Source organism: Lentzea californiensis, assembly GCF_024648825.1.
Taxonomy (GTDB): Bacteria; Actinomycetota; Actinomycetes; order Mycobacteriales; family Pseudonocardiaceae; genus Lentzea; species Lentzea californiensis.
In genome coordinates this window covers 332,919-357,770 of record NZ_JANBBE010000008.1, presented here as the reverse complement: position 1 = coordinate 357,770, position 24,852 = coordinate 332,919, and the positions used below count along the sequence as shown (strand labels likewise).

General features: G+C 69.6%; 22 protein-coding genes. 14 read left to right on the top strand and 8 right to left on the bottom strand.

The genetic code is table 11. The annotated features are described in order from the left end of the window. The first annotated feature begins 15 nt into the window (after window positions 1–15). Window positions 16–255: a hypothetical protein gene (locus tag LX88_RS28545; RefSeq protein WP_258950850.1), complete on the top strand. Its 240-nt coding sequence runs from the start codon at window positions 16–18 to the stop codon at window positions 253–255. A 40-nt stretch (window positions 256–295) separates the two neighbouring features. Here the strand turns inward: LX88_RS28545 and LX88_RS28540 are convergent, their stop codons facing one another. Then, a complete protein-coding gene (locus LX88_RS28540; protein WP_258950849.1) occupies window positions 296–1,072 on the bottom strand; it encodes an STAS domain-containing protein in 777 nt (258 codons plus the stop codon). Window positions 1,073–1,310: 238 nt separating this feature from the next. On the opposite strand from LX88_RS28540, the gene LX88_RS28535 reads away from it, so the two are divergent. Beyond that, complete coding sequence (locus LX88_RS28535; protein WP_258950848.1) at window positions 1,311–3,491, top strand: ATP-binding protein; 2,181 nt, start codon at window positions 1,311–1,313, stop codon at window positions 3,489–3,491. 111 nt (window positions 3,492–3,602) lie between these two features. On the opposite strand, the gene LX88_RS28530 is transcribed toward LX88_RS28535, so the two are convergent. Beyond that, on the bottom strand, window positions 3,603–4,670 hold the full coding sequence (locus LX88_RS28530; protein ID WP_258950847.1) for an LCP family protein: 1,068 nt from the start codon (window positions 4,668–4,670) through the stop codon (window positions 3,603–3,605). Between the two features lie 34 nt (window positions 4,671–4,704). Between LX88_RS28530 and LX88_RS28525 the strand changes: the two genes are divergently transcribed. From LX88_RS28525 to LX88_RS28500, 6 genes are all read left to right on the top strand, one after another. Further along, window positions 4,705–5,124, top strand: coding sequence for a DUF6542 domain-containing protein (locus tag LX88_RS28525; RefSeq protein WP_258950846.1), 420 nt, complete (start codon window positions 4,705–4,707; stop codon window positions 5,122–5,124). An 82-nt stretch (window positions 5,125–5,206) separates the two neighbouring features. Beyond that, window positions 5,207–7,093, top strand: coding sequence for a glycosyltransferase (locus LX88_RS28520; protein WP_258950845.1), 1,887 nt, complete (start codon window positions 5,207–5,209; stop codon window positions 7,091–7,093). Window positions 7,094–7,242: 149 nt separating this feature from the next. After that, window positions 7,243–7,806 carry a TetR/AcrR family transcriptional regulator gene (locus LX88_RS28515; RefSeq protein WP_258950844.1) on the top strand — a complete coding sequence of 188 codons (564 nt, stop codon included), beginning with the start codon at window positions 7,243–7,245 and terminating at the stop codon, window positions 7,804–7,806. 79 nt (window positions 7,807–7,885) lie between these two features. Continuing rightward, window positions 7,886–9,079, top strand: coding sequence for a cytochrome P450 (locus LX88_RS28510; RefSeq protein WP_258950843.1), 1,194 nt, complete (start codon window positions 7,886–7,888; stop codon window positions 9,077–9,079). 1 nt (window position 9,080) lies between these two features. Continuing rightward, window positions 9,081–9,275: a ferredoxin gene (locus tag LX88_RS28505; RefSeq protein WP_258950842.1), complete on the top strand. Its 195-nt coding sequence runs from the start codon at window positions 9,081–9,083 to the stop codon at window positions 9,273–9,275. A 279-nt stretch (window positions 9,276–9,554) separates the two neighbouring features. Next, window positions 9,555–10,514 (top strand): NsdA family TPR-like regulatory protein, encoded by a 960-nt coding sequence (locus tag LX88_RS28500; protein WP_258950841.1) that lies wholly within the window; start codon window positions 9,555–9,557, stop codon window positions 10,512–10,514. 115 nt (window positions 10,515–10,629) lie between these two features. Here the strand turns inward: LX88_RS28500 and LX88_RS28495 are convergent, their stop codons facing one another. Beyond that, entirely contained in the window at window positions 10,630–10,758 is a 129-nt protein-coding gene (locus tag LX88_RS28495; protein ID WP_258950840.1) for a hypothetical protein, read from the bottom strand. Window positions 10,759–10,830: 72 nt separating this feature from the next. On the opposite strand from LX88_RS28495, the gene LX88_RS28490 reads away from it, so the two are divergent. Beyond that, window positions 10,831–13,767: an AfsR/SARP family transcriptional regulator gene (locus LX88_RS28490; protein ID WP_258950839.1), complete on the top strand. Its 2,937-nt coding sequence runs from the start codon at window positions 10,831–10,833 to the stop codon at window positions 13,765–13,767. A gap of 69 nt (window positions 13,768–13,836) precedes the next feature. Here the strand turns inward: LX88_RS28490 and LX88_RS28485 are convergent, their stop codons facing one another. The 4 genes from LX88_RS28485 to LX88_RS28470 form a co-directional block, all read right to left on the bottom strand. After that, a complete protein-coding gene (locus LX88_RS28485; protein WP_090071047.1) occupies window positions 13,837–14,028 on the bottom strand; it encodes a ferredoxin in 192 nt (63 codons plus the stop codon). Beyond that, on the bottom strand, window positions 14,025–15,248 hold the full coding sequence (locus LX88_RS28480) for a cytochrome P450 (protein ID WP_258950838.1): 1,224 nt from the start codon (window positions 15,246–15,248) through the stop codon (window positions 14,025–14,027). Before LX88_RS28480 ends, LX88_RS28485 begins: the two co-directional genes overlap by 4 nt. Before the next feature lie 31 nt (window positions 15,249–15,279). Continuing rightward, window positions 15,280–16,821 (bottom strand): ATP-binding cassette domain-containing protein, encoded by a 1,542-nt coding sequence (locus LX88_RS28475; protein ID WP_258950837.1) that lies wholly within the window; start codon window positions 16,819–16,821, stop codon window positions 15,280–15,282. A 125-nt stretch (window positions 16,822–16,946) separates the two neighbouring features. Further along, window positions 16,947–17,483, bottom strand: a complete 537-nt coding sequence (locus LX88_RS28470) for a TetR/AcrR family transcriptional regulator (RefSeq protein WP_258950836.1) — start codon at window positions 17,481–17,483, stop codon at window positions 16,947–16,949. 72 nt (window positions 17,484–17,555) lie between these two features. On the opposite strand from LX88_RS28470, the gene LX88_RS28465 reads away from it, so the two are divergent. From LX88_RS28465 to LX88_RS28445, 5 genes are all read left to right on the top strand, one after another. Beyond that, window positions 17,556–18,629, top strand: coding sequence for an FAD-dependent monooxygenase (locus LX88_RS28465; RefSeq protein ID WP_258950835.1), 1,074 nt, complete (start codon window positions 17,556–17,558; stop codon window positions 18,627–18,629). Between the two features lie 182 nt (window positions 18,630–18,811). Continuing rightward, window positions 18,812–19,987, top strand: coding sequence for a nitric oxide synthase oxygenase (locus tag LX88_RS28460; protein ID WP_372511434.1), 1,176 nt, complete (start codon window positions 18,812–18,814; stop codon window positions 19,985–19,987). Window positions 19,988–20,192: 205 nt separating this feature from the next. Beyond that, entirely contained in the window at window positions 20,193–21,290 is a 1,098-nt protein-coding gene (locus tag LX88_RS44395) for an NAD(P) transhydrogenase subunit alpha (protein ID WP_258950834.1), read from the top strand. Further along, window positions 21,287–21,553: an NAD(P) transhydrogenase subunit alpha part 2 gene (locus LX88_RS28450; protein WP_211335646.1), complete on the top strand. Its 267-nt coding sequence runs from the start codon at window positions 21,287–21,289 to the stop codon at window positions 21,551–21,553. Before LX88_RS44395 ends, LX88_RS28450 begins: the two co-directional genes overlap by 4 nt. After that, window positions 21,550–22,908 (top strand): NAD(P)(+) transhydrogenase (Re/Si-specific) subunit beta, encoded by a 1,359-nt coding sequence (locus tag LX88_RS28445; protein ID WP_258950833.1) that lies wholly within the window; start codon window positions 21,550–21,552, stop codon window positions 22,906–22,908. Before LX88_RS28450 ends, LX88_RS28445 begins: the two co-directional genes overlap by 4 nt. Here the strand turns inward: LX88_RS28445 and LX88_RS28440 are convergent. Beyond that, the gene (locus tag LX88_RS28440) at window positions 22,874–24,844 is read right to left on the bottom strand and encodes a diguanylate cyclase domain-containing protein (RefSeq protein ID WP_258950832.1); all 1,971 of its coding nucleotides are present in this window, start codon (window positions 24,842–24,844) and stop codon (window positions 22,874–22,876) included. The two genes, LX88_RS28445 and LX88_RS28440, sit on opposite strands and share 35 nt — an antisense overlap. Window positions 24,845–24,852 lie beyond the last annotated feature (8 nt).

Here is a 24,852-nt window from a genome sequence, read left to right as displayed (position 1 = left end):
GAGCAGGCTTGGGTCATGAGGCGACGCGCGCACCTGCGGCTGGTGACCTCCTCCGAGGCGGAGGACACGACGCTGATAGCGGTGCTCAATGCCGAGGACCTGGCCGAGCAGCTGGGCCTCGACCCCTGTTCACGGGTGACATGCGCTCTGCATCGTTGCTGGTTGCACCAGTGTGTCGACTCGTCCGAAGCGTCAGCGGACCGCCAGTTCCTCAGGGCCTACCGCACGAGCGTCGCGGCGACGCACGCCCGGTAGAACCGGCAGTAGAACGGCCCCGCAGAACGACCCGGAAGCGTTAAGCCTGACGGGTGAAGACGGCGGTCTCCGGAAGGTGGATCGGCGGCCGGCGGCTGTCCTCCGGCACGTCGAGCAGGGCCCAGATGACCTGTCGTCCGCCCCCGGCCGGTGTCTCGCCCATCGTGAAGTTGCAGACGGCGATGGACGCGACGTTGTGCCGCATGATGTGCCACTGCTTGAGGTCGAGACGTGCGGTCGTGCGCACGGCGACGGACAACTTGTCCCCACGCATGCGCAGCAGCAGCGCGAGAGGGCCGTCGTCCTCGACGTGCGACACGAGCTCGACGGCCACCTGAGGTGCGACGTCGAGCATCGCCTGGACGCCCCACCGCTCGCAGGCGCGTTCGGTGATCCGCTCGGCCACGTGGGGCAGGCAGCGGCACGTCGGCAGCGGCGCGTCCACCCGGTCCTCGTGCTTGAGGCGCACGACCGCGCCCACCGCGGCCGAGGTCGTCGAGTACATCGGGATGTGCCGGGGGAGTCCGCGCGACTCCAGCGTGGAGCGCAGCCGGTGGTCGCTGACGACGATGCTCAGCGAGATGCCAGGCCAGCGCACCGCGGACAGCCACACGACGTCGAACAGCACGAGCAGTGCGGGGGACTCGGCGACGAGCTCGTCCAGCTCCACCACGACTCCGACGAGCTCCTTGGTGGCGTGGTCGAGCAACACGTCCTGCGCGCGCATGTACGTCGCCCAGTCGAGCCGTCCGCTGAACCGGACGACGAGCACGCCGTTCTGCTCGCGGAGGTCGACCTCGAGGCTGCTACCGGCCATGATCCCGTCCCCTCCCGCGGCCACGTCCCCAAGCCTCCAAGACTGGCGCGGTGACCGGATGCGCCCTAGGGGGTAACTACCCGTGTTTCAGCGTTGGTACCTCCGGGGGACCGCATTGCAGCGGGAGATCGAGCAGACCTAGGGTGCGGCTGTGGGCGGTTCGCTGTACCCAGGTCGCAAAGGCAATTTGCCTGCTGACACAACTACTTTCGTCGGCCGCAAGCACGATGTCGCCGAGGTGAGGAGGCTGCTGTCCGAGTCGCGCCTCGTCACTCTGACGGGTGTCGGTGGCGTCGGCAAGACGAGGCTGGCGTTGCGTGCTGCCGCCGAGACGAGCAGGGCGTTCCGCGACGGGGTGTGGTTCGTCGACCTGGGCGTCGTCACCGACCCGGAACTGGTCGTGCACACGGTTCTGGAACAGCTCGGCATCCACGACGACACGGTCCGCATGCACCGCACCGTCCTGGTGGAACACCTGCGCGACCGGCAGATGCTGATGGTCCTGGACAACTGCGAGCACGTCATCGGGGCGACCGCGGACCTCGTGGACGCGCTGCTGCGCGGGGTTCCCGGCCTGCGCGTGCTCGTCACCAGCCGCGAACGCCTGGGCGTCGACGGCGAACACCTCTGGCAGGTCACGCCCCTGGCGCAGGACCCGGCGCTGGCGTTGTTCGCCGAACGGGCCGCCGCCGTCGACCCCGGATTCGTCCTCGACGCGCGCAACCACGGGCAGGTCAGCCAGATCTGCGCGCTGCTCGGTGGAATCCCGCTGGCCATCGAACTGGCCGCGGTGCGCCTGCGCGTGTTGGGCCTCGACCACTTGTCGTCCAGATTGGACAACACCTTCCGGGTGCTCTCGGACGGCAAGCGCGGCGGCGACCCGCGCCACCAGACGTTGCACGCCGCGGTGGACTGGAGCTTCCACCTGTGCACGCGGTCCGAGCAGATCCTGTGGGCGCGGGCGTCGGTGTTCTCCGGCACGTTCGACCTGGAGGCCGCGGAACGCGTCTGCTCCGGCGACAGCGTCCCTCGCGAGGAGGTCATGCACGCGCTGATGGGCCTGGTCGACAAGTCCGTCGTGGTGGCCGAGCAGCACCCGTCCGGCACCCGCTTCCGGCTGCTGGAGCCGTTGCGCCAGTACGGTCTGGGGAAGCTGCGCGACGCCGGTCGCGAACAGGTGATGCGCGAACGGCACCGCGACCACTTCATCGAGTGGGCCGAGCGCCGCGAAGAGGAGTGGTTCGGGCCGGCCCAGCCGCAGATCTTCACGCGCACCCGCCTGGAACAGGGGAATCTGCGGTCCGCCCTGGACTTCTGCTTCGACCACGGCGGCGAGCACTGCGTGCACCTGGCCAGCACGCTGTGGTTCTACTGGGCGGGCTGCGGCATGCTCGGCGAGGGCCGCCACTGGCTCGACCGCGCCGTCGCGAGCGCGAAACCGGGCCCGCTGCGCGCCAAGGCGCTGTGGGTCAACGGCTACGTCTCGACGTTGCAGGGCGACCTGTCGGCGTCGGTGCGGATGCTGGACGAGTGCCGCGAATACGCCGTCGAGTCCGGCGACGGCTCCGCGCTCGCCTACGCGACCCACCGCATCGCCTGCACGCACCTGGTGGCCGACGACCTGGACCTCGCGGACAGCGGGTTCCAGGAGGCCATGCGCCTGTACCGGAGCCAGGGCACGGTCAACAGCCACACCATGCTCGCCGGCATCGAGCTCGCGATCTCGGCGACGTTCCGGCGCGACTTCGCCTCCGCCGAACGGCTCTGCGTCGAGGCCAAGGCCGTCGGCGAGGAGCACGGCGAGCTGTGGGCGCAGGCCTACGCGATCTGGGTGCTGGCGTTGTGCGCGTGGGTCAGCGGCGACCTGGCCCGCGCCGACCTGCTCGGCCGCGAGTGCCTGCGGATCAAGCGCTCGTTCCACGACCTGCTGGGCATCGTGCTCGCGATCGAGCTGCTGGCCTGGATCTCCGCCTCGCAGGGCGACGCGGAGCGCGCGGCCACGCTGCTGGGCGCCACCAACGAGATCTGGCAGTCGGTGGGCTACCCCATGTTCGGGTCGCGCTACTTCGGCACGCCGCACGGCGACTGCGAGTCCGCGACGGTCTCCACGCTCGGCGAGCAGGAGTTCCGGGCGGTGTTCCGCAAGGGCATGGACCTCGAGCTGGACGACGCCATCGCGTTCGCGATCGGCGAGGAACAGGCGCAGGACCCGGTGCCGGTCCTGACCCTCACCCCGCTGACCCGGCGTGAGCAGCAGGTCGCCGACCTCATCGCCGGTGGCATGTCGAACAAGGAGATCGCGGCCAGGCTGGTGATCGCGCGGCGGACCGCGGAGGGGCACGTGGAGCGGATCCTGCAGAAGCTCGGCTTCAGCTCACGCGCGCAGATCGCCACCTGGGTCACCGAACGCCGCGTCTAAGCGCCTGGCCACAACTCTTGTTCGAAACGGCGGGAACCTGCGGTTGATGAGGGGAGCTTTCATAAACCTCAGGTTTATGAAAGCTCCCCTCATCAACCGGGTGTGAGGTGCTTAGTCGATGCAGGGAACGCCGTCGCCGGGTGGCGGCGGGGGCGGCGCCTTGGCCAGTTCGGTCACCTTCGCCCGCACCTTGGCCTGGTCCACCCTGTTCACGTCGAGCCCGCCCAGGTGCGCGCCGCCCTCGATCGGCAGCGTGTCGAACCGCACCTCGGCAGGGATGTCGCGGGCGAACTCGACCAGGTCGAACCGCGCGTCCAGCACGACGTCCTGCTTGGCCATGTCGATCATGGCCTGCACCGCGCCCACGTCCGCGCCCTTGAGCCGCTTGGTCACGGCGGACAGGAACGCCTGCTGCCGCCTGGTCCGGCCGATGTCGCCGTCGGGCAGCCCGTGCCGCTGCCGCACGAACGACAGCGCCTGGCCCGCGTCGAGGTGCTGCGGACCGGCCGGGAAGTCCGCGCCGGACAACGGGTCCTTCGTCGCGTTGCGCAGGCACACGTCCACGCCGCCGAGCCCCTCGGCGATGTGGAAGAACCCGATCAGCGAAATTTCCACGAGGTGGTCGATCGGCTGGTTGAGGAACGACGACACCGTCCGCACCTGGGCCCTGCGCCCGGCCTCCCGCCCGGCGCGTTCCAGTTCCCGCTTGTCGTGCGTACCGGCCGCGCGCAGCCGGTCCTCCTCGACGATCTTGGCGCGCCCGTAGGCCTCCTTGATCTTGCCCTCGCCGCCCGACGACAGCGGGACGAGGTTGTCCCTGGGCACGGACATCGCCACGGCCGGTCCGGAAACGGGGATGTGCAACAGGATCAGCGTGTTCGCGTTGTAGCCGCCCCGGTCGCTCTCGCCCGCCTGCATGCGCCGCAGCACGTCGTCCGGCAGCGGTTCGCCGTGCAGGTCCAGCCTGGTCGTCAGGCCCATGATCAGGATGTTGCGGCCGGACTCCGAGCGCGGCGCGTCGTCCGGGATCGCGTAGGACCGCTCGACCCCCGCCGAGATGGTGGACACGGTGGTCCAGGCGAACGCGGAGGCGGCGAGGACGACCGCGCTCAGGGCCGCCCACGCGATGCGCGTGAGGACGAGGAAGACCGTGCGGTGATAGCCGACACGTGATTGCATGAACAGGACACCCCCTGAACTATTCTAGGTGTTCATGGGGGTTCAACTGCCCACTCTCGCCGCGCTCGCGATGCTGGCGGTGTTCACGCAGACGGGGGTCTGGGTGGACGGGGGCGACTTCGGCTGGGCGTTCGGCGTGTGGCTGGTGGGTGGCACCCTCGTGGCCTCGGCACTGGTTCGCCGGGTGGGGTTGTGGACGGTGGCACCGGCGCCACCTCTCGTGTTCGTCGTCGTCGCGGTGGGCAACGCGGCCTGGGAACGGCAGTCGAAGAGGTACGCGCAGTGGGCAAGCAGCAAGGAGTTCGCCGCTGACGCGGTCCCGTTGCTCGTGAACGGGTTTCCGTGGATGGCGGCGGCGGTCGGCGTGGCCGTGCTGGTCGCGGTCGTCCGCATCATCACTGGGGGGAAGAGGAAATGCAGGTCTTCGTCGACAGAACCGGCGGTAGACGGGTAGCGGCGAGACTGGTCAGCTGGACCGTCGCGAGTGGACTGATCGTGTTCGCCGCCGTGGTGGGCGGCACGCTGCTGGGAGCGTGGTGAGGCGCACACCGCGGTTGCACTGGATCTCCATCCTGCTCGGGCTGCTGGTCCTGATGTGCGTGGTGTCGTTCCACGCCTACGCCGCGATCAGGCCCGAGCCCGTCCCGGTCGCGGGCGGGCACCGGGAACTGCCGGACGGCACGCTCGCGCTGGCGTTCCACGGCGGCCCGGACCCGAAGTGGACGCCGCGGACCCTGGAGAGGCTCGGCGCCGCGGGCATCAAGGCGACCTTCTTCGTCACCGGCGCCCAGGTCACCCGGCATCCGGACGTCGCGCGCCGGATCGTCGCCGAGGGGCACCGGATCGGCATCGACGGTTTCCGCGCCGAGGGCGACCACGTCGACCCGCTGGACCTCGCCTTCGCGCAGGCCGCGCTCGCCGACGCGCTGGGTGTCCACACGCGACTGGTGGGCGCTCCGGCCGAGGTCGACAGCGGTGACCGCGAGTACCAGGACATCGGCACGCTGGTGCGGATGTCGCTGGCGCAGCGTGGAGGCGTCGTCCGGCTGCACGACGACGGCAGCATCGGCGGTGACATCGCCAGGGAGCTCGCGAAGCAGCCCGGCTACCGGTTCGTGCTCGTCAGCGACGAACCACCGGAAAAGGCCTCCACGCGCGAACGGTTCACCGGCGCGGTCACCACGTGGTCCCAGCGCAACGGCGGCGTCGTGCTCGTGCTGTTCGGCACGGCCATCGCGATCGCCGCGCTGCTCGGCCTGCTGCGCACCCTGATGCAGCTGGGCCTCGCGCACACCGACCGCCGGCTGCGGCGCGAGAACGAGCCGCCGCCGTGGTTCGCGCCGCCGGTCTCGGTGGTCGTCCCCGCGTACAACGAGGCGCTCAACATCGCCGCCACGGTCAGGTCCATCGCCGCGAACAACCACGTCGCCGACGTCGAGGTGATCGTCGTGGACGACGGCTCGACCGACGGCACCGCGGACGTCGCTGAGGAGCTGGACCTGCCCGGCGTCACCGTGATCCGGCAGGCCAACCAGGGCAAGCCGGCGGCGTTGAACGCGGGTGTCCGCGAGGCGGCGCACGACGTGCTGGTGCTGGTGGACGGCGACACGATCTTCGAGCCGGACACGATCGGCCAGCTCGTGCAGCCGTTCGCGGACACCGGGGTCGGCGCGGTCTCCGGCAACGCCAAGGTCGGCAACCGGCAGGGCCTGCTCGGGCGCTGGCAGCACCTGGAGTACTGCGCGGGCTCCAACCTGGACCGCCAGATCCTGCACGCGCTGCGCTGCATCCCGACGGTGCCGGGGGCGGTCGGGGCGTTCCGCAGGGCCGCGCTCACCGACGTCGGCGGCGTCAGCGACGACACGATGGCCGAGGACACCGACCTCACGATGGCCGTCACGCGCGCGGGCTGGCGGGTCGCCTACCGTCCGGAGGCCAAGGCGTGGACGGAGGCACCGGCAAGCGTCCACGGCCTGTTCCGGCAGCGCTATCGCTGGTCGTACGGCACTTTTCAGGCGATGTGGAAGCACCGTGGCGCGTTGGTGGAGAACGGGCCGATGGGCCGGTTCGGGCTCCTCTACCTGTTGGCGTTCCACCTGCTGCTGCCACTGCTCGCACCGGTGATGGACCTCTTCGTGCTGTACGGGTTCCTCGTCGCGGACGCGCCGCTCGGGTTGATCGTGTGGACGGTGTTCCTGCTGATCCAGACGGCGAGCGCCGGCTACGCGCTGCGGCTCGACGGCGAGTCGCTCAGGCCGTTGTGGGCCTATCCGTTGCAGCAGCTGGTCTATCGGCAGCTGATGTACGTCGTGGTCATCCAGTCGTTGATCACGGCGCTGCACGGCACGCAGCTGCGCTGGATGTCGGTGCGGCGCACCGGTCGGCTCATGGACGCGCCCGGCGGTAGTGTGCACGTCACCTGAGCAATGCCGAACGCGAGTTCGCGTCGGTCGTACGGTTTCCTCTTCGGGTCAACCGCCGCAGGCGATTCGGGCCGAAGCGGAGGCCGGATGGCCGACTCGAAGGCGAACTCGCCGCCGTCTGCGGAGCAGCGGCCAAAAATGGAGATCGGTTGGGCCGCACGCCTTTGGACGCGCCGGAGCGTCAGCAGGAGGTCTTCGCCGCCGTGCTCGGTGTGCTGGCCGAGGTCGGCTACGCGCGGTTCAACATGGACCTCGTCGCCGGCCGGGCGCGTGCCAGCAAGGCGAGCCTCTACCAGCGCTGGCCGTCCAAGGCGCGGCTGATCACGGACGCCCTGAAGGCGAACCTGCCCGAACTGGCCCAGCCGGACGAGGGCACGTTCGCCGAGGACGTCCGCCAGATCCTGCTGGCGTGGGGCGAGCCGATGCCGTTCGACACCGCCGGGATCTTCCTCGGGTTGCTCGAGGGCAGTCGTCAGGACGCCGACCTCGCGTGCCTGCGGGAGGAGCACGTCGACCGCGCCTACACGGAGCACCTGCGGGTCGCCGTGGACCGGGCGAAGGCGCGCGGCGAACTGCCGGAGCGGCTCGACGCCGACGTCCTCATCACCGCGCTGATCTCGACCTTCGTGCTCAGGTCCGAGGAGCAGGGCGTGATCGAGGGCATCGTCGACGGCCTGTTGAGACCGCTGATCGGGACCTTTAGGGCCAAATAACTCGTCAAAGCGTAGTTTCTTCGCTACGTTCGGTCATGGAAGTCAAAAGAACAGTTTTGTTCTGTTGAGGGGAACTCCCGTGACTGAAGCTGCTGTCTGCCCGGTCCACCACGAACGCGACCACCCGCTCCACCCACCGGCCGGCTTCGCCGAGGCCGTCGCCGGCGGGCCGGTCAAGATGATCTGGCCCAACGGTGTCGAGGCCTGGATGGTGTCCAGTTACGCCGGGGTCCGGCAGGTGCTCTCCGACTCGCGGTTCAGCACCCGCAAGGGCGGACAGCCGGAGATGCGCACCGACGACGGCGACGAGGTGCTCGACCCCGACCAGCCCGGCAACATCAACGGCATCGACGGCGCCGAGCACATGCGGTTGCGGCGTCCTCTCTCGCGCGGCTTCATGGTCAAGCGCATGAACGAACTGCGGCCGCGCATCCAGCAGATCGTCGACGAGCACCTCGACGTGATGGAGGCCGAGGGCGCTCCCGCCGACCTGGTCGCCTCGCTGTGCCTGCCGCTGCCGTCGCTGGTGATCGCCGAGCTGCTGGGCGTGCCGCCGGAGCACCAGGAGCTGTTCCAGGTCACGGCCGGCGACCTCTTCGGCAAGAACGGTTCGAAGGACGAGTACCTCGCGCACGCGACCAAGCTCGCGGAGGTGCTCACGCCGATCGTCGAGGAGAAGCGGGCCGCGGGCACGAACGACGACATGATCGGCCTGATGGCCAACGACACCGACTTCAGCATGGAAGAGCTGATCTTCCTCTGCATCGGGCTGCTCGCCGCCGGGCACGAGACCACGTCGAACTTTCTCGGCCTCTTCACGTTGCACCTGTTCGAGAAGCCCGACCAGCTGGAGGTCCTGCGGCGCGACCCGAGCCGTGCGGACGTCGTGGTCGAGGAGCTGATGCGGTACACGGTCGGCTCGCTCGGCGGACCGGGACTCACCCGCAGGGCGACCGAGGACGTCGAGGTCGACGGTGTGCTGATCAAGGCGGGCGACTGGGTGAGCCTGTCGCTCATGGCGAACCTGGACGAGGCGCTCTGCCCTGGGGCCGAGCAGCTGGACCTGGAACGCGACGCGGTGTCACACCTGGGCTTCGGGTTCGGGCCGCACCAGTGCCTCGGCGCGAACCTGGCCCGTGCGGAGCTGCAGATCGGCCTGCGGACGCTGTTCGAGCGGTTCCCGAACCTGCGTCCCGCCGTGCCCGTCACGGAGATGAGCTACCGCAACGACATGATCACCTACGGCGCCGCCGAGATCCCGGTGGTGTGGTGACGTGACGGTCCGGATAAACCAGACGGGGTGCATCGGATCGGGCCAGTGCGTGCTCGCCGCACCGGACGTCTTCGACCAGTCGGACGACGACGGGCACGGCATCGTGCTGGTCGCCGAGCCTTCCGCCGAACTCCTGCCGGGCGTTCGTGACGCGGTGGACAGGTGCCCGGCCCAGGTGGTGACCCTGGAAGAGTGACCTGATCGGCCGTTCCGGTGAGCAGTCGTCACGGGAGATGGATTCAGTTCCCGTGCGCTGACACCTCGTTGGCCCCTTTCCGTTCACCACGGCCGTCCGAGATCGTAGGCGCGACCACCACGGCGTTGTGGCGGTCGTGCCGGCGTGCCCGGGAGAGTCGAAAGACCCTTCCCGACCAGGCCTGACAGCGGGATGGTGTCGTCGGCGCGGGTGAGTACCGGCGGTGTGCAACGGGTATCCCCGAAAGGGGTGCGCTGCGCACGTCAGGAGGGCCGACCTATGGTGAACGACGAGGCGTTTCCAGATCGTGTGGACAAGACCGACGTGCGGCATGTCGAAACCTTGACGAGTGCGTTGCGGGCGCTCGACCACGAATACGGCGGCGGTTCCTGCCGTGACGCCTGCGTCGCGTTGCTGAACTGGGCGAACCCGCTGATCGACACCAGCTCGTCCGGACAGGTCCTGCACCGGCTCCAGGTGGCCATCGCGGACCTGCACAACCTGGCCGGCTGGGCGTCGTTCGACATGGGCCTGCTCGAATCGGCGCACCTGCACTTCGGCCGCGCGATGGGCCTCGCGCGTGCGTCGGGCAACAGCGCGTTGGAAGCGAACATCCACTACCGGATGGGGCGGGTGCACCTGCACTACGAGCTGGCCGAGGACGCGTTGTCGTCGTTCCAGCGGGGTCTGCCCATCGCGCAGGCCAGCGGGTCCACGCTGGCCGTGTCGATCCTGCACGCCAACGAGGCGTGGGCGTTCGCGAAGATGGGTGCGGAAAGGCAGGCGCTGCGCCAGTTCGCGCGCGCCGAGGACGAGTTCCACCGGTCCGAGGCCGAGGACGCACCGCCGTGGGCGCGGTTCTTCGACCTGGCCGACCTGGTGTCGATCGGCGGCATGGTGCACACCGAGCTCGCACGCACCTGCGACGTGAAGTACGCGCGGTCGGCGATCCCGTTGCTCACCAGGGCGATCTCCTCCGGGGGAGCGGAGGCGTCGCGCAGCCAGTCGTTCCGGCTGGCCGCGCTCGCGATGAACTACCTGGTGCAGAACGAGGCCGAACAGGCGCGGGAGATCGGGGAGCAGGCGATCGCACTGTCCGGCTCGATCCGCTCGGCCCGCACGCGGGACCGCATGCGGCCGTTGAAGCAGGAGGCGGAACGGTTGCGGGGCAACGAGGCCGCGGACGACCTGGCGTCGAGCCTGGGGAAGTTCATGACGGCGTCGCGAGGCGCGGCCTGAACTGGAAGATGTCACCGGAACCCGAGGAGAGGTTTGGGCTTCGGGCCCCGGTGACACCGTCTGTAGAGGAGCGACGCCCCGCTGGGGGGCCAAGACGCCGCTCCAGCCTGGTGCCTCAGCAGCGAGTGCCGGTGCGGACCAGGTAGGTCGTCGCGCCGGAGTTCCACTCCACGCAGGCCGAGGTGCGGTCGTTGAGCGTGGTGGTGCACAACGCCGCGGCGGCGGCGAGGGTTGTCCTGCTCATGGGCGAGAAGCATCACGCGGCCCGCTGACATTTCGCTGACACCTCGGGTTACCGGCTGGTTAGGATCGGCTCATGCAACGGCGGTGGGGGTTCGGGGTTCTTGGATCGTTGCAGGTCATCGACTCGGGCCGGGTCGTGGAGCTGCGTTCGGCCAAGCAGCGCGTCCTGCTCGCCGCGTTGCTGATGAAGGCGAACGCGCCGGTCTCGTCCTACGAGCTGATGGAACACCTCTGGGGCGAAGAACCGTCCGGTGCGGCGCGCGCGACCCTGCAGACGTACGTCATGCGGTTGCGGCAGTCGCTGGACGACCTGGCGGACCGCAAACTCGTCCGCACCTGGCCCACCGGCTACTCGATCCACGTCGAGGACGACCAGCTCGACCTGCTGACGTTCCAGCGGCTGCGCGCCGAGGCCCGCCGCGCGCCCGACCTGGAGACCGAGGCGCGCCTGCTCGGTGAGGCCGCGGCGTTGTGGCGCGGCCCCGCCCTGGACCAGGTGTCGTCGCTGCGGATGGAACAGACCGACGTGCAGCGGCTCAACGAGCAGCGCTGGGAGGTGCTGGAACGCCGCAACGACGCCGAGCTGCAACTGGGCCGGCACGACCAGGTCGTCGACGAACTGCGCTCGCTCGTCGCGGAACACCCGCTGCGCGAACGCTTCTGGTACCAGCTGATGCTCGCCCTGCACCGCACCGGCCAGCAGGCGCAGGCGCTGGACGTCTACCGGCGGGCCAGCGACGTGCTCGCCGACGAGCTCGGCATCGACCCGAACGCCGAACTGCGCGCGCTGCACATGGAGGTGCTGGCGGGTTCCTCGGCGCCGGTCGCCGTCCAGGCCGGACCGTCGTGGCTGCCGCCCGCGGTCGGCGACTTCTCCGGGCGCTCCGACGAGGTGGCCCGCCTGACGGCCGGACTGCGCGCCGGTGGCACGTGGACGATCACCGGACCCGGTGGCGTCGGCAAGACCTCGCTGGCCGTGCACTGCGCCCACGCCGTCCGGGACACGTTCCCGGACGGGCAGCTGTACCTGAACCTGCGCGGCGGTGAGCAGAGACCCGTCGAACCCGCCGCGGCGCTGGACCGGTTGCTGCGCGGACTCGGTGTTTCGGGTAGTGCGATCCCGTCCTCCGTGGAGGACCGGGTCGACCTGTACCGGGACCTGTTGTCGGACCGGCGGATCCTGGTCGTGCTGGACAACGCCGTCAACGAGGCCCAGGTGCGGCCGTTGCTGCCGGGAACCACCTCCGGTGCCGCGCTGGTCACCTCCCGGGCGGCGCTGGCCGGCCTGGAGGCCGCGCACGTCGTGCCGTTGGACGTGCTGCCCTCCACCGATGCGCTGGCGTTGCTGCGGGCCGCTGTCGGTGAGGCTCGCTGCGCCGCCGAACCCGTTGCGGCGCAGGAGATCGTCAACTACTGCGGCAAGCTGCCGCTGGCGTTGCGGGTGGCGGCGGCCCGGCTGGTCGCGCGCCCGCACTGGCAGCTCGCGAAGCTCGCCGGCCGGCTGTCCGACGAACGCCGCCGGTTCGACGAGCTGTCGCTGGGCGACCTCGACGTGCGGGCGTCGCTCGCGCTGTCCTACGACGGTCTGGGCGAGTCGCACCGGACCGCGTTCCGCCTGCTGTCGCTGGTCGACACACCGGACTTCCCGGCATGGGTGGCGTCTCCGTTGCTGGGGCTGGACCTCGACGACGCGGAGGACCACGTCGAGGCGCTGGTCGACGCCCGGCTGGTCGACTACGCGGGCCGCGACGCGGTGGGGCAGGTGCGTTATCGGCTGCACGACCTGTTGCGCGCCTTCGGCCGTGAGGCCGCCTCCGAGGACCCGGCCGTTGCCCTGAAGGCGTTGTTCGAGCAGTGGCTCGACCTGGCGATGCGGGCCGACGTGGAGCTGCCGCACCAGGGCGTCCGGCTGGAACCCCTTGCGCTGGAACGGTTCGACCTCGGGGACCCGGCCGACTGGTTCGACGCGGAATGGCTGAACGTCCACGCCGTGATCACCCAGGCCGCGGCGCTGGGCCTCGGGTCGCTGGCCGCCGAGCTGGCGATCCGGTCGGCCGCGTTCTGCGACCTGCGGGCCCGGTTCGACGACTGGGAGCAGATCAACGCGCTGGGGCTCTCCTGCGCGCCCGCCGCACGCCGGCCGATGTTGTTCCAGCAGCGCGGGATCCTGCGGGCCCGGCTGCACGACTACGGCGCCGCGTCCGCGGACTTCCAGGCCGCGCAGGAAGGGTTCGCCGCCGCCGGTGACGTGTGGGGCGAGGCCTACGCCTGGTACGGCATGGGGTGGATGCACGAGTGGAGCGGGCGGTCCGCGGAGGCCCGTGCGGCGCATCGCGAGGCCATGACCCGGTTCGTGGCCTCCAGCAACCCGCACGGCGAGATCGAGGTGCTGTGTTCGCTGGGCGCCATCGAGCGCAGGGCCGGCGGGCTGGCCGCCGCCCAGGAGTACCTGGAACGCGCCAGGCGCGTCGCCGGGCAGCTGGGGGACGAGCAGAGCGAGCTGATGGCGACCCTCGAGCTGGGGCGGCTGCACCAGTTCACCGGCGAGCTGGCCGAGTCCGCCGCGTTCCTGCGGGCCTCGCTGGCCGCCGCGCAGAAGCTCGGCGATCCGGACCTGGCGGCCAACGTCCGGTTGTTCCTGGCGGACACGCTGGTGCGGTCGGGGCAGGACTTTCTGGCCGAGGAACAGCTGCGGCAGGCCTGGGAGTTCTTCGAGGAGCACGACGACCGGCAGGGCCGCATCTGGGTGTGGCGCCTGAGGTCCGGGATGGCCTCGTCCGCCGAGGAGGCACTGAGCCTGGCCTCGCTGGCCATGGAACAGGCCAGGAAGATGGGGTCACCGCCGGAGTTCGGGCGGTCGTTGAGGGTGCTGGGCAACGCCCTGGAGCGGTCCGGCCGGGGCGAGGAGGCCCGGGAGCACTGGCAGCTGGCCGAGGAGACGCTGACCGCGGCCGGGTTCCAGGCGGAGGTCGACGAGCTGCGCCACGCCACCAGCCCTGGTTCTGGCTGAAAACCGCACGACTTGGTGCGTGCGCCGGCGCCAGGCGACGGGTGTCGCCTGGCGCCGGCGCGCCGCGGATCAGCTGATCGTGATCGCGCCCGCCGGGCAGAGGTTCGCCGCTTCCTTCGCGGTGGCCTCGTGCGCGGCGTCCGGGTGCTCCTCGAGGAGCACGACCGTGCCGTCCTCGTCGCTCTGGTCGAACAGGTCCGGATCGGTCAGAGCGCACATCCCCGAACCGCAGCACTTCGTCTGGTCGACGGAAATCTTCATGCCGACCACGCTACTGGCAGCGAGTGGACCCCGTAGATCCCCATGTCGGTGCGCAGCGGCACCTCCTCGGGGCCGACGTCGAGGCGGAGGTCCGGGAACTCCTGGAACAGCTTGGAGAAACCGATCCGCATCTCGATGCGGGCCAGCTGCTGGCCCAGGCACTGGTGGATGCCGTGCCCGAACGCCACGTGGCCGCCGGCCGGACGCCGCAGGTCCAGTTCGTCGGGGTTGCCGGGGAACTTCTCCGGGTCGCGGTTCGCCGTCGGCACGTGCATCAGCACGGTGTCGCCGGCCTTGATGAGGTGGCCCTCGACCTCCACGTCCTCGGTGGCGGTGCGCACCGGTCCGAAGTGGATGATCGACAGGTACCGCATCAGCTCCTCGACGGCGTTGTCGACGACCTCCGGCTCGTCACGCAGGATCTTGAGCTGGTCCGGGTGCTGTAGCAGCGTGAACGTGCCGAGGCCCAGCATGTTCGCCGTGGTCTCGTGGCCCGCCAGCAGGAGCAGCAGCGCCATGTTCGACGCTTCCTCGTCGGTCGGTTCCCCGGTGGCGAGCAGGTCGCTGATCATGTCGTCGCCCGGATCGGCCTTCTTGCGGACGATCAGCTCGCGCATGAACTCCTGGATGCGTCCCATGGCCGCCATGGCCTCTTCGAACGTCGAGTCCAGGCTCAGCAGCTTCGTCGTGTCGTCCTGGAACCTGTGCCTCTCGTCGTAGTCGACGCCCAGGAGCGCGCAGATCACCAGTGACGGCACCGGAAGCGCGAACTCCTTCACCAGGTCGGCCTTGCCGCCCAGCGACCGCAGGTGCGCGAGCTGGTCGTCGACGATCGTGCCGATCCACTCGGACAGCTGGTTCATCCGCCGGACCGTGAACTGGCCCTGCAGCATCTTGCGCAGCCGGGTGTGGTCCGGCGGGTCCTGGCTCAGGAACATGCCCGGTTCGACCTTGCGGCGCTCCTCGGGCACCTCGCCCTGGAACCTGAGGTCCAGCAGGTGGTGCTTGGCCGGGTTGGTCGTGAACTTCGGACTCCCCAGGATCTCGCGGACCTCGTGGTGGCCGGTGACGAGCCAGCCGAGGTGACCGTCGGCGAACTTCAGCCTGCTGATGCGGGCCTGCTCGCGGATGGCGGTCACCTCGGCGGGCGGGTCGAACGGGTTCTGGCGCGTGGTGGGCAGTTGGTCGGAGATCAGTTCTTCGGAGATCATTTCGGTCATCTCGCACACCTCCCAGTGCTCGGCAGAAGACCTATTTCGAAGCTACAGAAGTTTCATGACTTCGTGAAGGTGAATTGAGGGTGACGGACCGCCACGACCCGAAATCTGTCCGCATCTGCCGGTCGTGGGTCGCGACGGCCACGGCCGCCATGGTCTGGTCGAGCGCCTCGGTCAGTTCGTCGACCAGTGCGATCGACAGGTGGTTGGTCGGTTCGTCGAGCAGCAGGACGTGGGGCGAGCCGCTCAGCAGGATCGCCAGCTCCAGGCGCCTGCGTTGACCAGTGGACAGGCGGCCGACCGGGCGCACCAGGTCTTTCCCTCTGAGCAGACCGATGTCCTCCACGCGCGAACAGAGCTGGACCGCGGTGGAGTCCTCGTTCTCGAACGCCGACTCCTGGGCCAGCAGGGCGACCCGGCCGACGTGGTGCACCGTGCCGCGGGCAGGCGTGACGCGGCCGGCGAGCACGCCCAGCAACGTCGACTTGCCCGCCCCGTTCGGTCCGGTGACCAGCAGCTTCTCGCCCGCGCTGAGCGAGATCGGCTCGGTGAGGTGCAGCCTTCCCGGTACTTCGAGCGGGGTGGCGTGCAGCAGGTCGCCGCTCGCCTCCAACTCCGGCGGTATGAAGCGCAACGGGGGCGGAGGAGCGCCGACGCGCTGGTCGCCGAGCTCTTCGAGCCTGCGGGCGACGTTGCGCATCTTGTTCGCGGCACGCGTCGTGCGCTGGTGCTTGCCCGTGCCCTTCGGAGGGCGCCAGCCGTCCTTCAGGCGGGACTGGGCGCGTTCGACCTTCCCGGTCAGCTCGTCGTGCTCGGCCTCCTCCTGGGCGAACCGCTGCTCCCACCGTTGCCGCTCGGCGCGTTTGGCCTCCTTGAACGCCCGGTAGCCGCCGCCGTGCAGGTGCACCTCGCCGTCCGGGGCCGGGTCGAGGTCGAGCAACTGGGTGCAGACCTCGTCCAGCGACGTGCGGTCGTGGCTCACGAGCACCACGACGCCGTGGTGTTGTTGCAGGCGTTCGGTCAGGAAGGCCAGCGCGCCCGAGTCGAGGTGGTTGGTCGGCTCGTCCAGCAGCAGGACGTCGGCGCGTTCGGCGAGCAGGCACGCGAGCCTGACCCGATAGCGTTGTCCCACGCTGAGGTGTGCGAGCGGTGTCGCCCGGTCGTGGTCGGCGTCGAGTGCCTTCAGTGCGATGTCTGCGCGGCGCTCCGCGTCCCAGGCCTCGATGTTCTCGGCGTGGGCCAGAGCCTCGGTGTAACGCTGCTCGTCGAACGGCTCCGCCGCACAGTCCAGTTCGGACAGTGCGTCGCGGCTTTCGCGCAGCGCCTCGGACAGCAGGTCCCCCACCGTTTCGCCCTCGTGAAAAGGCATCTCCTGTTGCACGAGGCTCAACGAACCGTGGCGGGAGACGGTTCCCTGGTCCGGCAGCAGGTCTTCGGCGAGCAGGCGGAGCAGAGTGGTCTTGCCTCGGCCGTTCTCGCCGATGATGCCGAGGCGCTGGCCGGCGGAGACCGTCAGCGAGATGCCGTCGATGACGGGCCCGGCCTCATAGCCCTTGGTGAGATCTTGGGTCGTCAAATGAACATGCGAACGCACGGGGATCCTCTTCTGGGTACGCGAAATCAGGACGTGTTGCGCGGTGGCACACGTCCGTGATCAGAGGTAGAAGACCCCGTACCCGAATCCCATGAAACCCACGGTACTTACGGTCGCAACGCTTTTTCCACGGCCGCCTTCAGGTCCCGCACGCTCTCCTCGGTGCCCGGTGCCGGGCCGACCGTGCTGCCGGCGCCGACCAGCCGGTAGAAGAGCAGGCCCTCCAGGAACGCCGTGAAGTGCGCGCCCGCCCGTTCGGGATCCTCGTGGCCCAGCATCTTCGCGATCGCGGTGGCCTGCTCGCGCGGGGAGTGGACCATGATCGACTTCAGCTCGGGGTGGTGCGTGGCCTCCAGCATCGCCGCGTACCTCGCGAGCGTCCTGTTCCGCTCGACGAGCCAGCTGTCGATGGTCCTCGCGATGCTGCCCGCGACGTCGTCCGGATCAGGCGTGATGTCCCGCTGTTCCTGGTCCGCGAGCCGCTCGACGAACCCCTCGATCAACGCCTTGCGCGTGCGGAAGTACGCGCTGGTGGAGCCCTCGGGCAGGCCGGCGCGGCGGTCGACCGCGCGGTGGGTGAGCCCGCGCATGCCCTGCTCGGCGACGAGCTGGATCGCGGCGTCGGTGATGAGGTCTCTGCGCACTGTGGTCCCAATCTCCCTCTACAGATGTAGTCTACAGATGTAGAGTCCTCTACATCTGTAGAGGAGGAAGCGATGAAGGCGATCGTGGTGGGTGGCGGCATCGGCGGGCTGGCGGCGGCGGTGTCGTTGCGTCGTGTCGGCTGGGAGGTCGTCGTCCACGAACGCGCGGCCGCGTTCGGTGAGATCGGCGCGGGCGTGGGCGTGATGCCGAACGCGCTGCGGGCACTGGAGTGGATGGGTCTCGCCGACGAGGCCCGTCGCCTGGGCACGCCGCGGGTGTCCGGCGGTGTCAGGGCAGCGGACGGGCGCTGGCTCCTGCACCTGCCCGACATCGGCCAGGAAAAAGTCATCGCGATGCACCGCGCCGACCTGCACGGCGTGCTGCTGCGCGCGTTGCCGCCCGAGATCCTCTTCAACAACGTCGAGGTGACCGGCGTTGACGAGCTGGACGCGGACCTCGTGGTGGCGGCGGACGGCATCAACAGCCGCCTCCGCGCGGAACTGCTGCCCGGCGCGCCGGGACCGGTGTACGCGGGGGCCACGGCGTGGCGAGGGGTGGCGCCGGGGCCTTACGAGCTGCCCATCTCGCAGACACTCGGTCCCGGTGCCGAGGCGGGCGTCCTGCCGCTGGGCGACGGCCGGGTGTGCTGGTACGTCGCCGCCGTCGCGCCGCCGTCGGCCGACCTGGACCCGGCGGAGCTGTTCGCCGGGTGGCACGACCCGCTGCCGGAACTGCTGGCGTCGACCCCGGACGTGATCCGGCACGACATCTACGAACTGCCCTTGCTGCCCACGTTCGTGCGCGGCCGGGTGGCGCTGCTGGGCGACGCCGCACACGCGATGACGCCGTACCTGGGACAGGGGGCGTGCATGGCGCTGGAGGACGCGGTGACGCTGGCGTCGGTCGGCGGTGATCTCGCGCGCTATGACGCATTGCGGCGGCCGCGCACCCAGTCCGTGTGGAAAGGCTCGCGGATGGCGGGGAAGTTCGGGATCGGAGTTCGATCGCCCATGGCGTCGGCATTGCGGAACCTCGCCTTCCGCGCGTTGCCTTCTTCTCTGGCAATGCGGGGGATGACGCGCTTCTCGGCGTGGGAAGTGCCCACCGAAGTTCACTCGAACGGGTCGAGTCCGGCGGTGAGCTGAATCACTGGTCAATGTTTGATGTCGGCGCGATAACGGCTTAGAACCACCCTTTGTCGCGCCCTTTGTCACCCGGTTGTAGGATCAAGTACTTGCTGAGCGTGTCGGACGCGGTCCAGTGATCCAGATGGCTTAGCGCGACAGGCGGTTTCTCCTTCACGAAAGCGCAACTACGGTGCCTCGCCATGACCCCCGTCCCGACTGACGTGATGCCCCGTTCCCTCACGGCGCTTCCCCCGGCGCAGGTCGAGAACACCGGCGAGATCGACATCGCCGAGGCTGAGGACTTCGTCCGGCAGCACCACACCGAGAACCCGGACCTCGGTCCCGTCGAGGCCAGGCTGGCCGAGGTGCACGCGGAGATCGCCGCGACCGGCACCTACCGCCACACCACCGCCGAACTGACCTTCGGCGCCAGGGTGGCCTGGCGCAACAGCTCCCGCTGCATCGGCCGCCTTTACTGGCGGAGCTTGAAAGTGCGCGACCAGCGGGACGTGTCCGCTCCCGCCGACGTGGCGAAGGAGTGCGTCGAGCACCTCCGCGTGGCCACCAACAAGGGCAAGATCCGGCCCGTCATCACGGTCTTCGCCCCCGCTGAACCCGGCATGGACGCGCCGCAGATCGTCAACGAGCAGATCATCCGCTACGCCGCCTACCGCGGCGCCGACGGCGGAGTGCTCGGCGACGGCCGCAACCTCGCCCTCACCGAGCTCGCGCTGAAGCGAGGCTGGCAGCCGCCGTCCACACGAGGCCCGTTCGACGTGCTGCCGCTCATGGTGTCCTGCAAGGGCCAAGACCCCGCGCTCGTCGAGATCCCCGCCGACGACGTGCTGGAAGTCCCGTTGTCCCACCCGGACTTCCCGTGGCTGGAGGCACTCGGCGTGAAGTGGCACGCCGTTCCCGCCATCAGCAACATGCGCCTGCGCGTCGGCGGGATCGACTACCCGTCCGCGCCGTTCAACGGCTGGTACATGGGCACCGAGATCGGCGCCCGCAACCTGGCCGACCACGACCGCTACGACCTGCTGCCGTACCTCGCCAAGCGAATGGGCCTGGACATGTCGTCGGAGGCGACGTTGTGGCGCGACCGAGCTCTGGTGGAGCTCAACCGCGCCGTCCTGCACTCGTTCGCGGAGGCCGGGGTCACGATCACGGACCACCACACGGAGTCGCAGAGGTTCCTGACACACCTGGAGAAGGAGGAGGCCGCCGGACGCACCTGCCCCGCGGACTGGTCGTGGATCGTGCCACCCGTGTCGGGCGGGCTGACGCCGGTGTACCACCGCTACTACGACTCGGGTGAACTGCTGCCGAACTTCTTCCCCGCCGCCAAGCCTTCCGGATGTCCTGTCGCACACTGACGGGAACTGTGCGTGGTGCTCGCCCCGGCCGCGGCGGCGGCCGGGTCCGCGCTGCTCCACCACGCGATCGCCAACGCCGGCATGGACGCTCGGTGAGCACGTGATGCCCGCGACTGGGCTGGCAGGGTGCCTGCCGGGGACCGGTGCGGCGCACTGGCAACTGTGATGTGGCCCAGGTCACCTTTGATCGCGTAACGTGCGTACGGTGAGAGTGGGAACCCCCGCAGAGTCGCGGCCCGCCGAGCGCCGAGTCGCCTGCGTACCGGAAACGGTGTCGTCGCTGGTCGACGCTGGACTGACCGTGCAAGTACAGGAAGGCGCCGGGCGTCACGCCCACGCCCTCGACGCCGCGTACCGCGCGGCCGGGGCGACGGTGACGCCCGAGGACCCGACGCCGGAATCCGACGTCGTCGTGTCCGTGCAGCCGCTGACCACCGCCCAGGCCTCCGCGTTGAAACCGGGTGCCGTCACCATCAGCTTCCTGCAGCCCCAAGGCGAACGGGAACTTCTAGAGGTCTATGCGCGGCGGAACGTCACGTCGTTCAGCTTCGACCTGCTGCCCCGGGTCACACGTGCCCAGAGCGCGGACGCCCTGTCGTCGCAGGCGTTGGTGGCGGGCTACCGGGCGGTGCTCGTCGCCGCCGAACGACTGCCGCGCTTCCTGCCCATGTTCACCACCGCCGCCGGCACCGTGCCGCCGGCGAAGGTGCTCGTGCTGGGCGCGGGTGTGGCCGGCCTGCAGGCCATCGCGACCGCTCGCAGGCTGGGCGCCGTCGTCGAGGCGTACGACGTGCGCAAGGCCGCGGGTGAGGAGGTCCGCAGCCTCGGTGCGAAGTTCCTCGAACTCGAGCTCGAGACGCAGTCCGGTGTCTACGCGTCCGTGCAGTCCGAGGAGTTCCTGGAACGCCAGCGGGAACTCATCGGTGAGCACGTGGCGGCGTCCGACGTCGTGATCACCACGGCGGCCATCCCCGGCCGCAAGGCCCCGGTGCTCGTCACGACGGACATGCTCAAGGCCATGGCGCCGGGCTCCGTCGTGGTCGACCTGGCCGCGGAGTCCGGCGGCAACTACGCCGGTTCCGTCGCGGGCCAGGAGACCTGGGTCGGCGACGTGCTCGTGCACGGCGCGCTGAACCTGCCGTCGTCCATGCCGGTGCACGCCAGCAAGCTCTACTCGCGCAACGTGCTGAACCTGCTCAAGCTGATGATCGCGGACGGGTCGGTGTCGCCGGACCTCTCGGACGAGGTGCTCGACGGCTGCTGCCTCACCCACGCCGGTCAGATCCGCAAGGAGTTGCCGTGATCGACCTGCTGACGATCTTCGTGCTGGCCGTCTTCGTGGGCTTCGAGGTGGTCTCGAAGGTGTCCACGATCCTGCACACACCTCTGATGTCCGGTGCGAACGCCATCCACGGGGTGATCCTCGTCGGCGCGATCCTGATCACCGGGTCCGCCGAGAGCACCCTGGAGCTGGTTCTGGGGCTGGTCGCGGTCTTCCTGGCCACGGTCAACGTCGTCGGCGGGTTCGTGGTGACCGACCGGATGCTGGAGATGTTCAAGCGATGACGGTCCAGCTGATGTACCTCGTCGCGTCGGTGTGCTTCGTCCTGGCGCTGAAAGGCCTGAGCTCGCCCAAGTACGCGCGCTACGGCAACTTCATCGGCGCGTTCGGCATGCTGGTCGCCGTCGTCACCGCGTACGTCCACGGCGTGGTCCACAACGGACTGTGGATCCTGATCGCCGTCGCGCTCGGTGTCGTGGTCGGCATCCCGGCCGCGCGGTCGGTGAAGATGACGGCCATCCCGCAGATGGTGGCGCTGTTCAACGGGGTCGGCGGCGCGGCGGCGGCCCTGGTGGCGCTGGCCGAGTTCTTCGCGGTGCCGGACTCGACTGTCCTGTTCCGGCTCGCGACCGTGCTGACGGTGCTGATCGGCTCGGTGAGCTTCTCCGGTTCGGTGGTCACGTTCCTGAAGCTGCAGGAACTGATGACGACCCGCCCGGTGCTGTTGCCCGCCGGCCAGCAGCTCGCGATCGCGGCCGCCGCGTCGTCGATCGCCCTGTGCGCGTTGACGATTGCGGTGCCGAACGGGTTCCTGCTGTGGCTGCTGGCGGTCGTCGGTCTGGCGCTCGGTGTGCTGTTCGTGCTGCCGGTCGGTGGTGCGGACGTGCCGATCGCGATCTCGTTGCTCAACGCGTTCACCGGTCTCGCGGTCGCCGCGTCCGGTTACGTGCTGGCGAACACGCTGCTGATCGTCGCCGGCACGCTCGTCGGCGCGTCCGGCACCATCCTGACCCGGCTGATGGCGCAGGCGATGGGGCGGTCGCTCGCGAACATCCTGTTCGGCGCGTTCAAGGCGAAGACCGTTGTCGCGCAGGGAGAAGAGCAGCGCACGGTCAAGTCGGGCACGGTCGAGGACGTCGCGATCCTGCTGGGGTACGCGAACAACGTGGTCGTCGTGCCGGGTTACGGGCTCGCCGTCGCGCAGGCGCAGCACGCGGTGCGTGAGCTCGTGGCGCAGCTCGAACGGCGTGGGGTGTCCGTGGCGTACGGGATCCATCCCGTGGCGGGGCGTATGCCGGGGCACATGAATGTGTTGCTGGCCGAGGCGGACGTGCCGTACGAGCAGCTCAAGGAGCTCGACGACGTCAACCCCGGCATCACGTCGGTCGACGTGGCCGTGGTCGTCGGGGCCAACGACGTGGTGAATCCGGGTGCGCGGGACGAGCCGTCCAGCCCGATCTACGGCATGCCGATCTTCGACGTGGACCGCGCGAAGTCCGTGGTGTTCATGAAGCGGTCGATGCGGCCGGGGTTCGCGGGCGTGGACAACGAGCTGCTGTACAACCCGAAGACGACGTTGTTGTTCGGCGACGCGAAGGACTCGCTCACGAAGCTCCTGGCGGCCGTGAAGCAGCTTTGAGCAGTTCGGTGACCTCGGCGGCGCCCAGGGCGGGCATCAGCCCGATCACGCCGTCCGCGCCGGCCCGCCGCCAGTGCTCGGCGTCTTCGAGGGTGTGCACCTCGTCGACGCCGAACCGCACGCCGAGACTGTGCACGGTTTCAATGAGGGCCCGCATCGCCTGGTACAGCGGGGAGTCCGGGCTGGGCGCGGGTGCGCGGGTGATCACCGAGCGGACCGGCACCTCGGTCAGCACGGCCAGTTCGTCGTGGCCGCCGCGGAACCCGTCCAGCGCTGTGACGATGCCGCTGTCGTGCAGTACCAGGGCGTTGTCGTCGCCGGCCAGCACCGACGAGATGTCCAGCGCGATCCGCAGCCGTTCCGGCGGGAACCCGGTCTCGTCGAGCGCTCGCTTGACGTCGGCCACCAGGTCCTCGTCGCGGGACTGCAAGGCGCCCAGCGCGATGTGCAGCGTGGGCGCCCCGTCGCCGAACTCCGCGGCCCATCTCGCGGCTTGAGCGCACGCTTCCTGCAGCAGCCAGCGGCCGATCGGCAGCGACAGCCCCGTGGAGTCGGCCAGCGCCATCGTGTCGTTGTGGCTCAGGTCGTCCCAGTGCAGGCGGGCGACGGCGCCGAGCACCTCCTGGGACTCCAGGTCGTGCACCGGCGCGTAGACGATCTCGATCTCGCCGTGCTCCCACGCCCCCGGCATGGACGCGGCCAGCGCGTACTTGCCGCGGCGGCGGGCGTCGTCGTGCGGGTCGTGCAACGCCCACTGCCGCTTGCCGCGTGCCTTCGCCTGGCGCAGCGCGGCGTTGGCGCACCGCATGAGTTCGCCCGCGGTCGCGAACGCCGGCGGACGGTCCACCACGCCGATGCTCACCGACAGCGCGATGCCGTGATCGTCCACGAAGGTCGGTTCGCCGAGCGCGGCCTGGATCTCCTCGATGGTCGAGGTGACGTTGTCCGACACCGTCATCAACGCGAACTCGTCGCCGCCGATGCGCGCCAGCACGGCCTTCTTCTCCGCGGCGAGCTCGCCCAGGCGGTTCGCGACGATCTTGAGCAGCTTGTCGCCGGTCTCGTGGCCCAGGCCGTTGTTGACGACCGAGAACGCGTCCAGACCCAGGTGGTACAGGGTGATCGGCTTGCCGTCGAGCTGCCGTTCGACCTGGGAGATGAAGTGCTGGCGGTTCGACAGGCCGGTGAGCGAGTCGTGCAGCAGCTGGTGGTCGAGGCTGCGCTGCAACAGGTGCAGCTCGCTCATGTCGTCGACCATCGTCACGTGGTGCGTCGGCCGGCCGTCCGCGTCGCGCAGCACCGAGACCACGAGGTGCACCCACACCGGCTCACCGTCCGCGCGGATCAGTTTGCGCTGGTCGCGGAACCTGTCGACGTGGCCCTCGCTCACCTTCCGGTACGAGGCGCCCAGGGCGGCCAGGTCGTCGGGGTGGTAGAAGTCGCGCAGGTCCCGGTCGGTGAGGTCGGCACCCGAGCCGAGGCCCACGATCTCGGCGAGCGTGTCGTTCGCCTCGACGCACCTGCCGGTGAGGTCGGTGATCACGATGCCCAGCGCGGCGGAGTCGAACACCTCCTGGAACCGCGCCTGGCTGACCTGCAGCGTGCGCTCGACCCGCTGTTTGGCCCGCACGATCGCGACCTTGATCTGCTCCTGCTGGTCGAACGCGTCCAGCCGCATGGCCTGCGCGTACGCGGAGCTCAACCGGGCCAGCACGGGTAGTTCGAACGCGGGCGAGAGGACCTCGATCGTGGCCCGCAGCGAGTCCGGCCCGGTTGCGTGCAGTGACACCAATCGATTGGCGACCGATTCAGGTGACCCCGGCAGCTCACGCAGCGAATCGAGCAGCGCCTGCTTGATTTCGGCGTGGGACAGCGGGATGTACGCGGTCGACGTCAGCGCGTGCATCCAGCGGGCGGCGAGTTCAGGAAGTTCCATCCTGTGCA

Coding starts and splice junctions, on each gene's coding strand:
- LX88_RS28545 (WP_258950850.1), top strand. CDS start 16: ATGAGGCGACGCGCGCACCTGCGGCTGGTGACCTCCTCCGAGGCGGAG.
- LX88_RS28540 (WP_258950849.1), bottom strand. CDS start 1,072: ATGGCCGGTAGCAGCCTCGAGGTCGACCTCCGCGAGCAGAACGGCGTG.
- LX88_RS28530 (WP_258950847.1), bottom strand. CDS start 4,670: ATGCAATCACGTGTCGGCTATCACCGCACGGTCTTCCTCGTCCTCACG.
- LX88_RS28525 (WP_258950846.1), top strand. CDS start 4,705: ATGGGGGTTCAACTGCCCACTCTCGCCGCGCTCGCGATGCTGGCGGTG.
- LX88_RS28500 (WP_258950841.1), top strand. CDS start 9,555: ATGGTGAACGACGAGGCGTTTCCAGATCGTGTGGACAAGACCGACGTG.
- LX88_RS28495 (WP_258950840.1), bottom strand. CDS start 10,758: ATGAGCAGGACAACCCTCGCCGCCGCCGCGGCGTTGTGCACCACCACG.
- LX88_RS28490 (WP_258950839.1), top strand. CDS start 10,831: ATGCAACGGCGGTGGGGGTTCGGGGTTCTTGGATCGTTGCAGGTCATC.
- LX88_RS28485 (WP_090071047.1), bottom strand. CDS start 14,028: ATGAAGATTTCCGTCGACCAGACGAAGTGCTGCGGTTCGGGGATGTGC.
- LX88_RS28480 (WP_258950838.1), bottom strand. CDS start 15,248: ATGACCGAAATGATCTCCGAAGAACTGATCTCCGACCAACTGCCCACC.
- LX88_RS28465 (WP_258950835.1), top strand. CDS start 17,556: ATGAAGGCGATCGTGGTGGGTGGCGGCATCGGCGGGCTGGCGGCGGCG.
- LX88_RS28460 (WP_372511434.1), top strand. CDS start 18,812: ATGACCCCCGTCCCGACTGACGTGATGCCCCGTTCCCTCACGGCGCTT.
- LX88_RS28445 (WP_258950833.1), top strand. CDS start 21,550: ATGACGGTCCAGCTGATGTACCTCGTCGCGTCGGTGTGCTTCGTCCTG.
- LX88_RS28440 (WP_258950832.1), bottom strand. CDS start 24,844: ATGGAACTTCCTGAACTCGCCGCCCGCTGGATGCACGCGCTGACGTCG.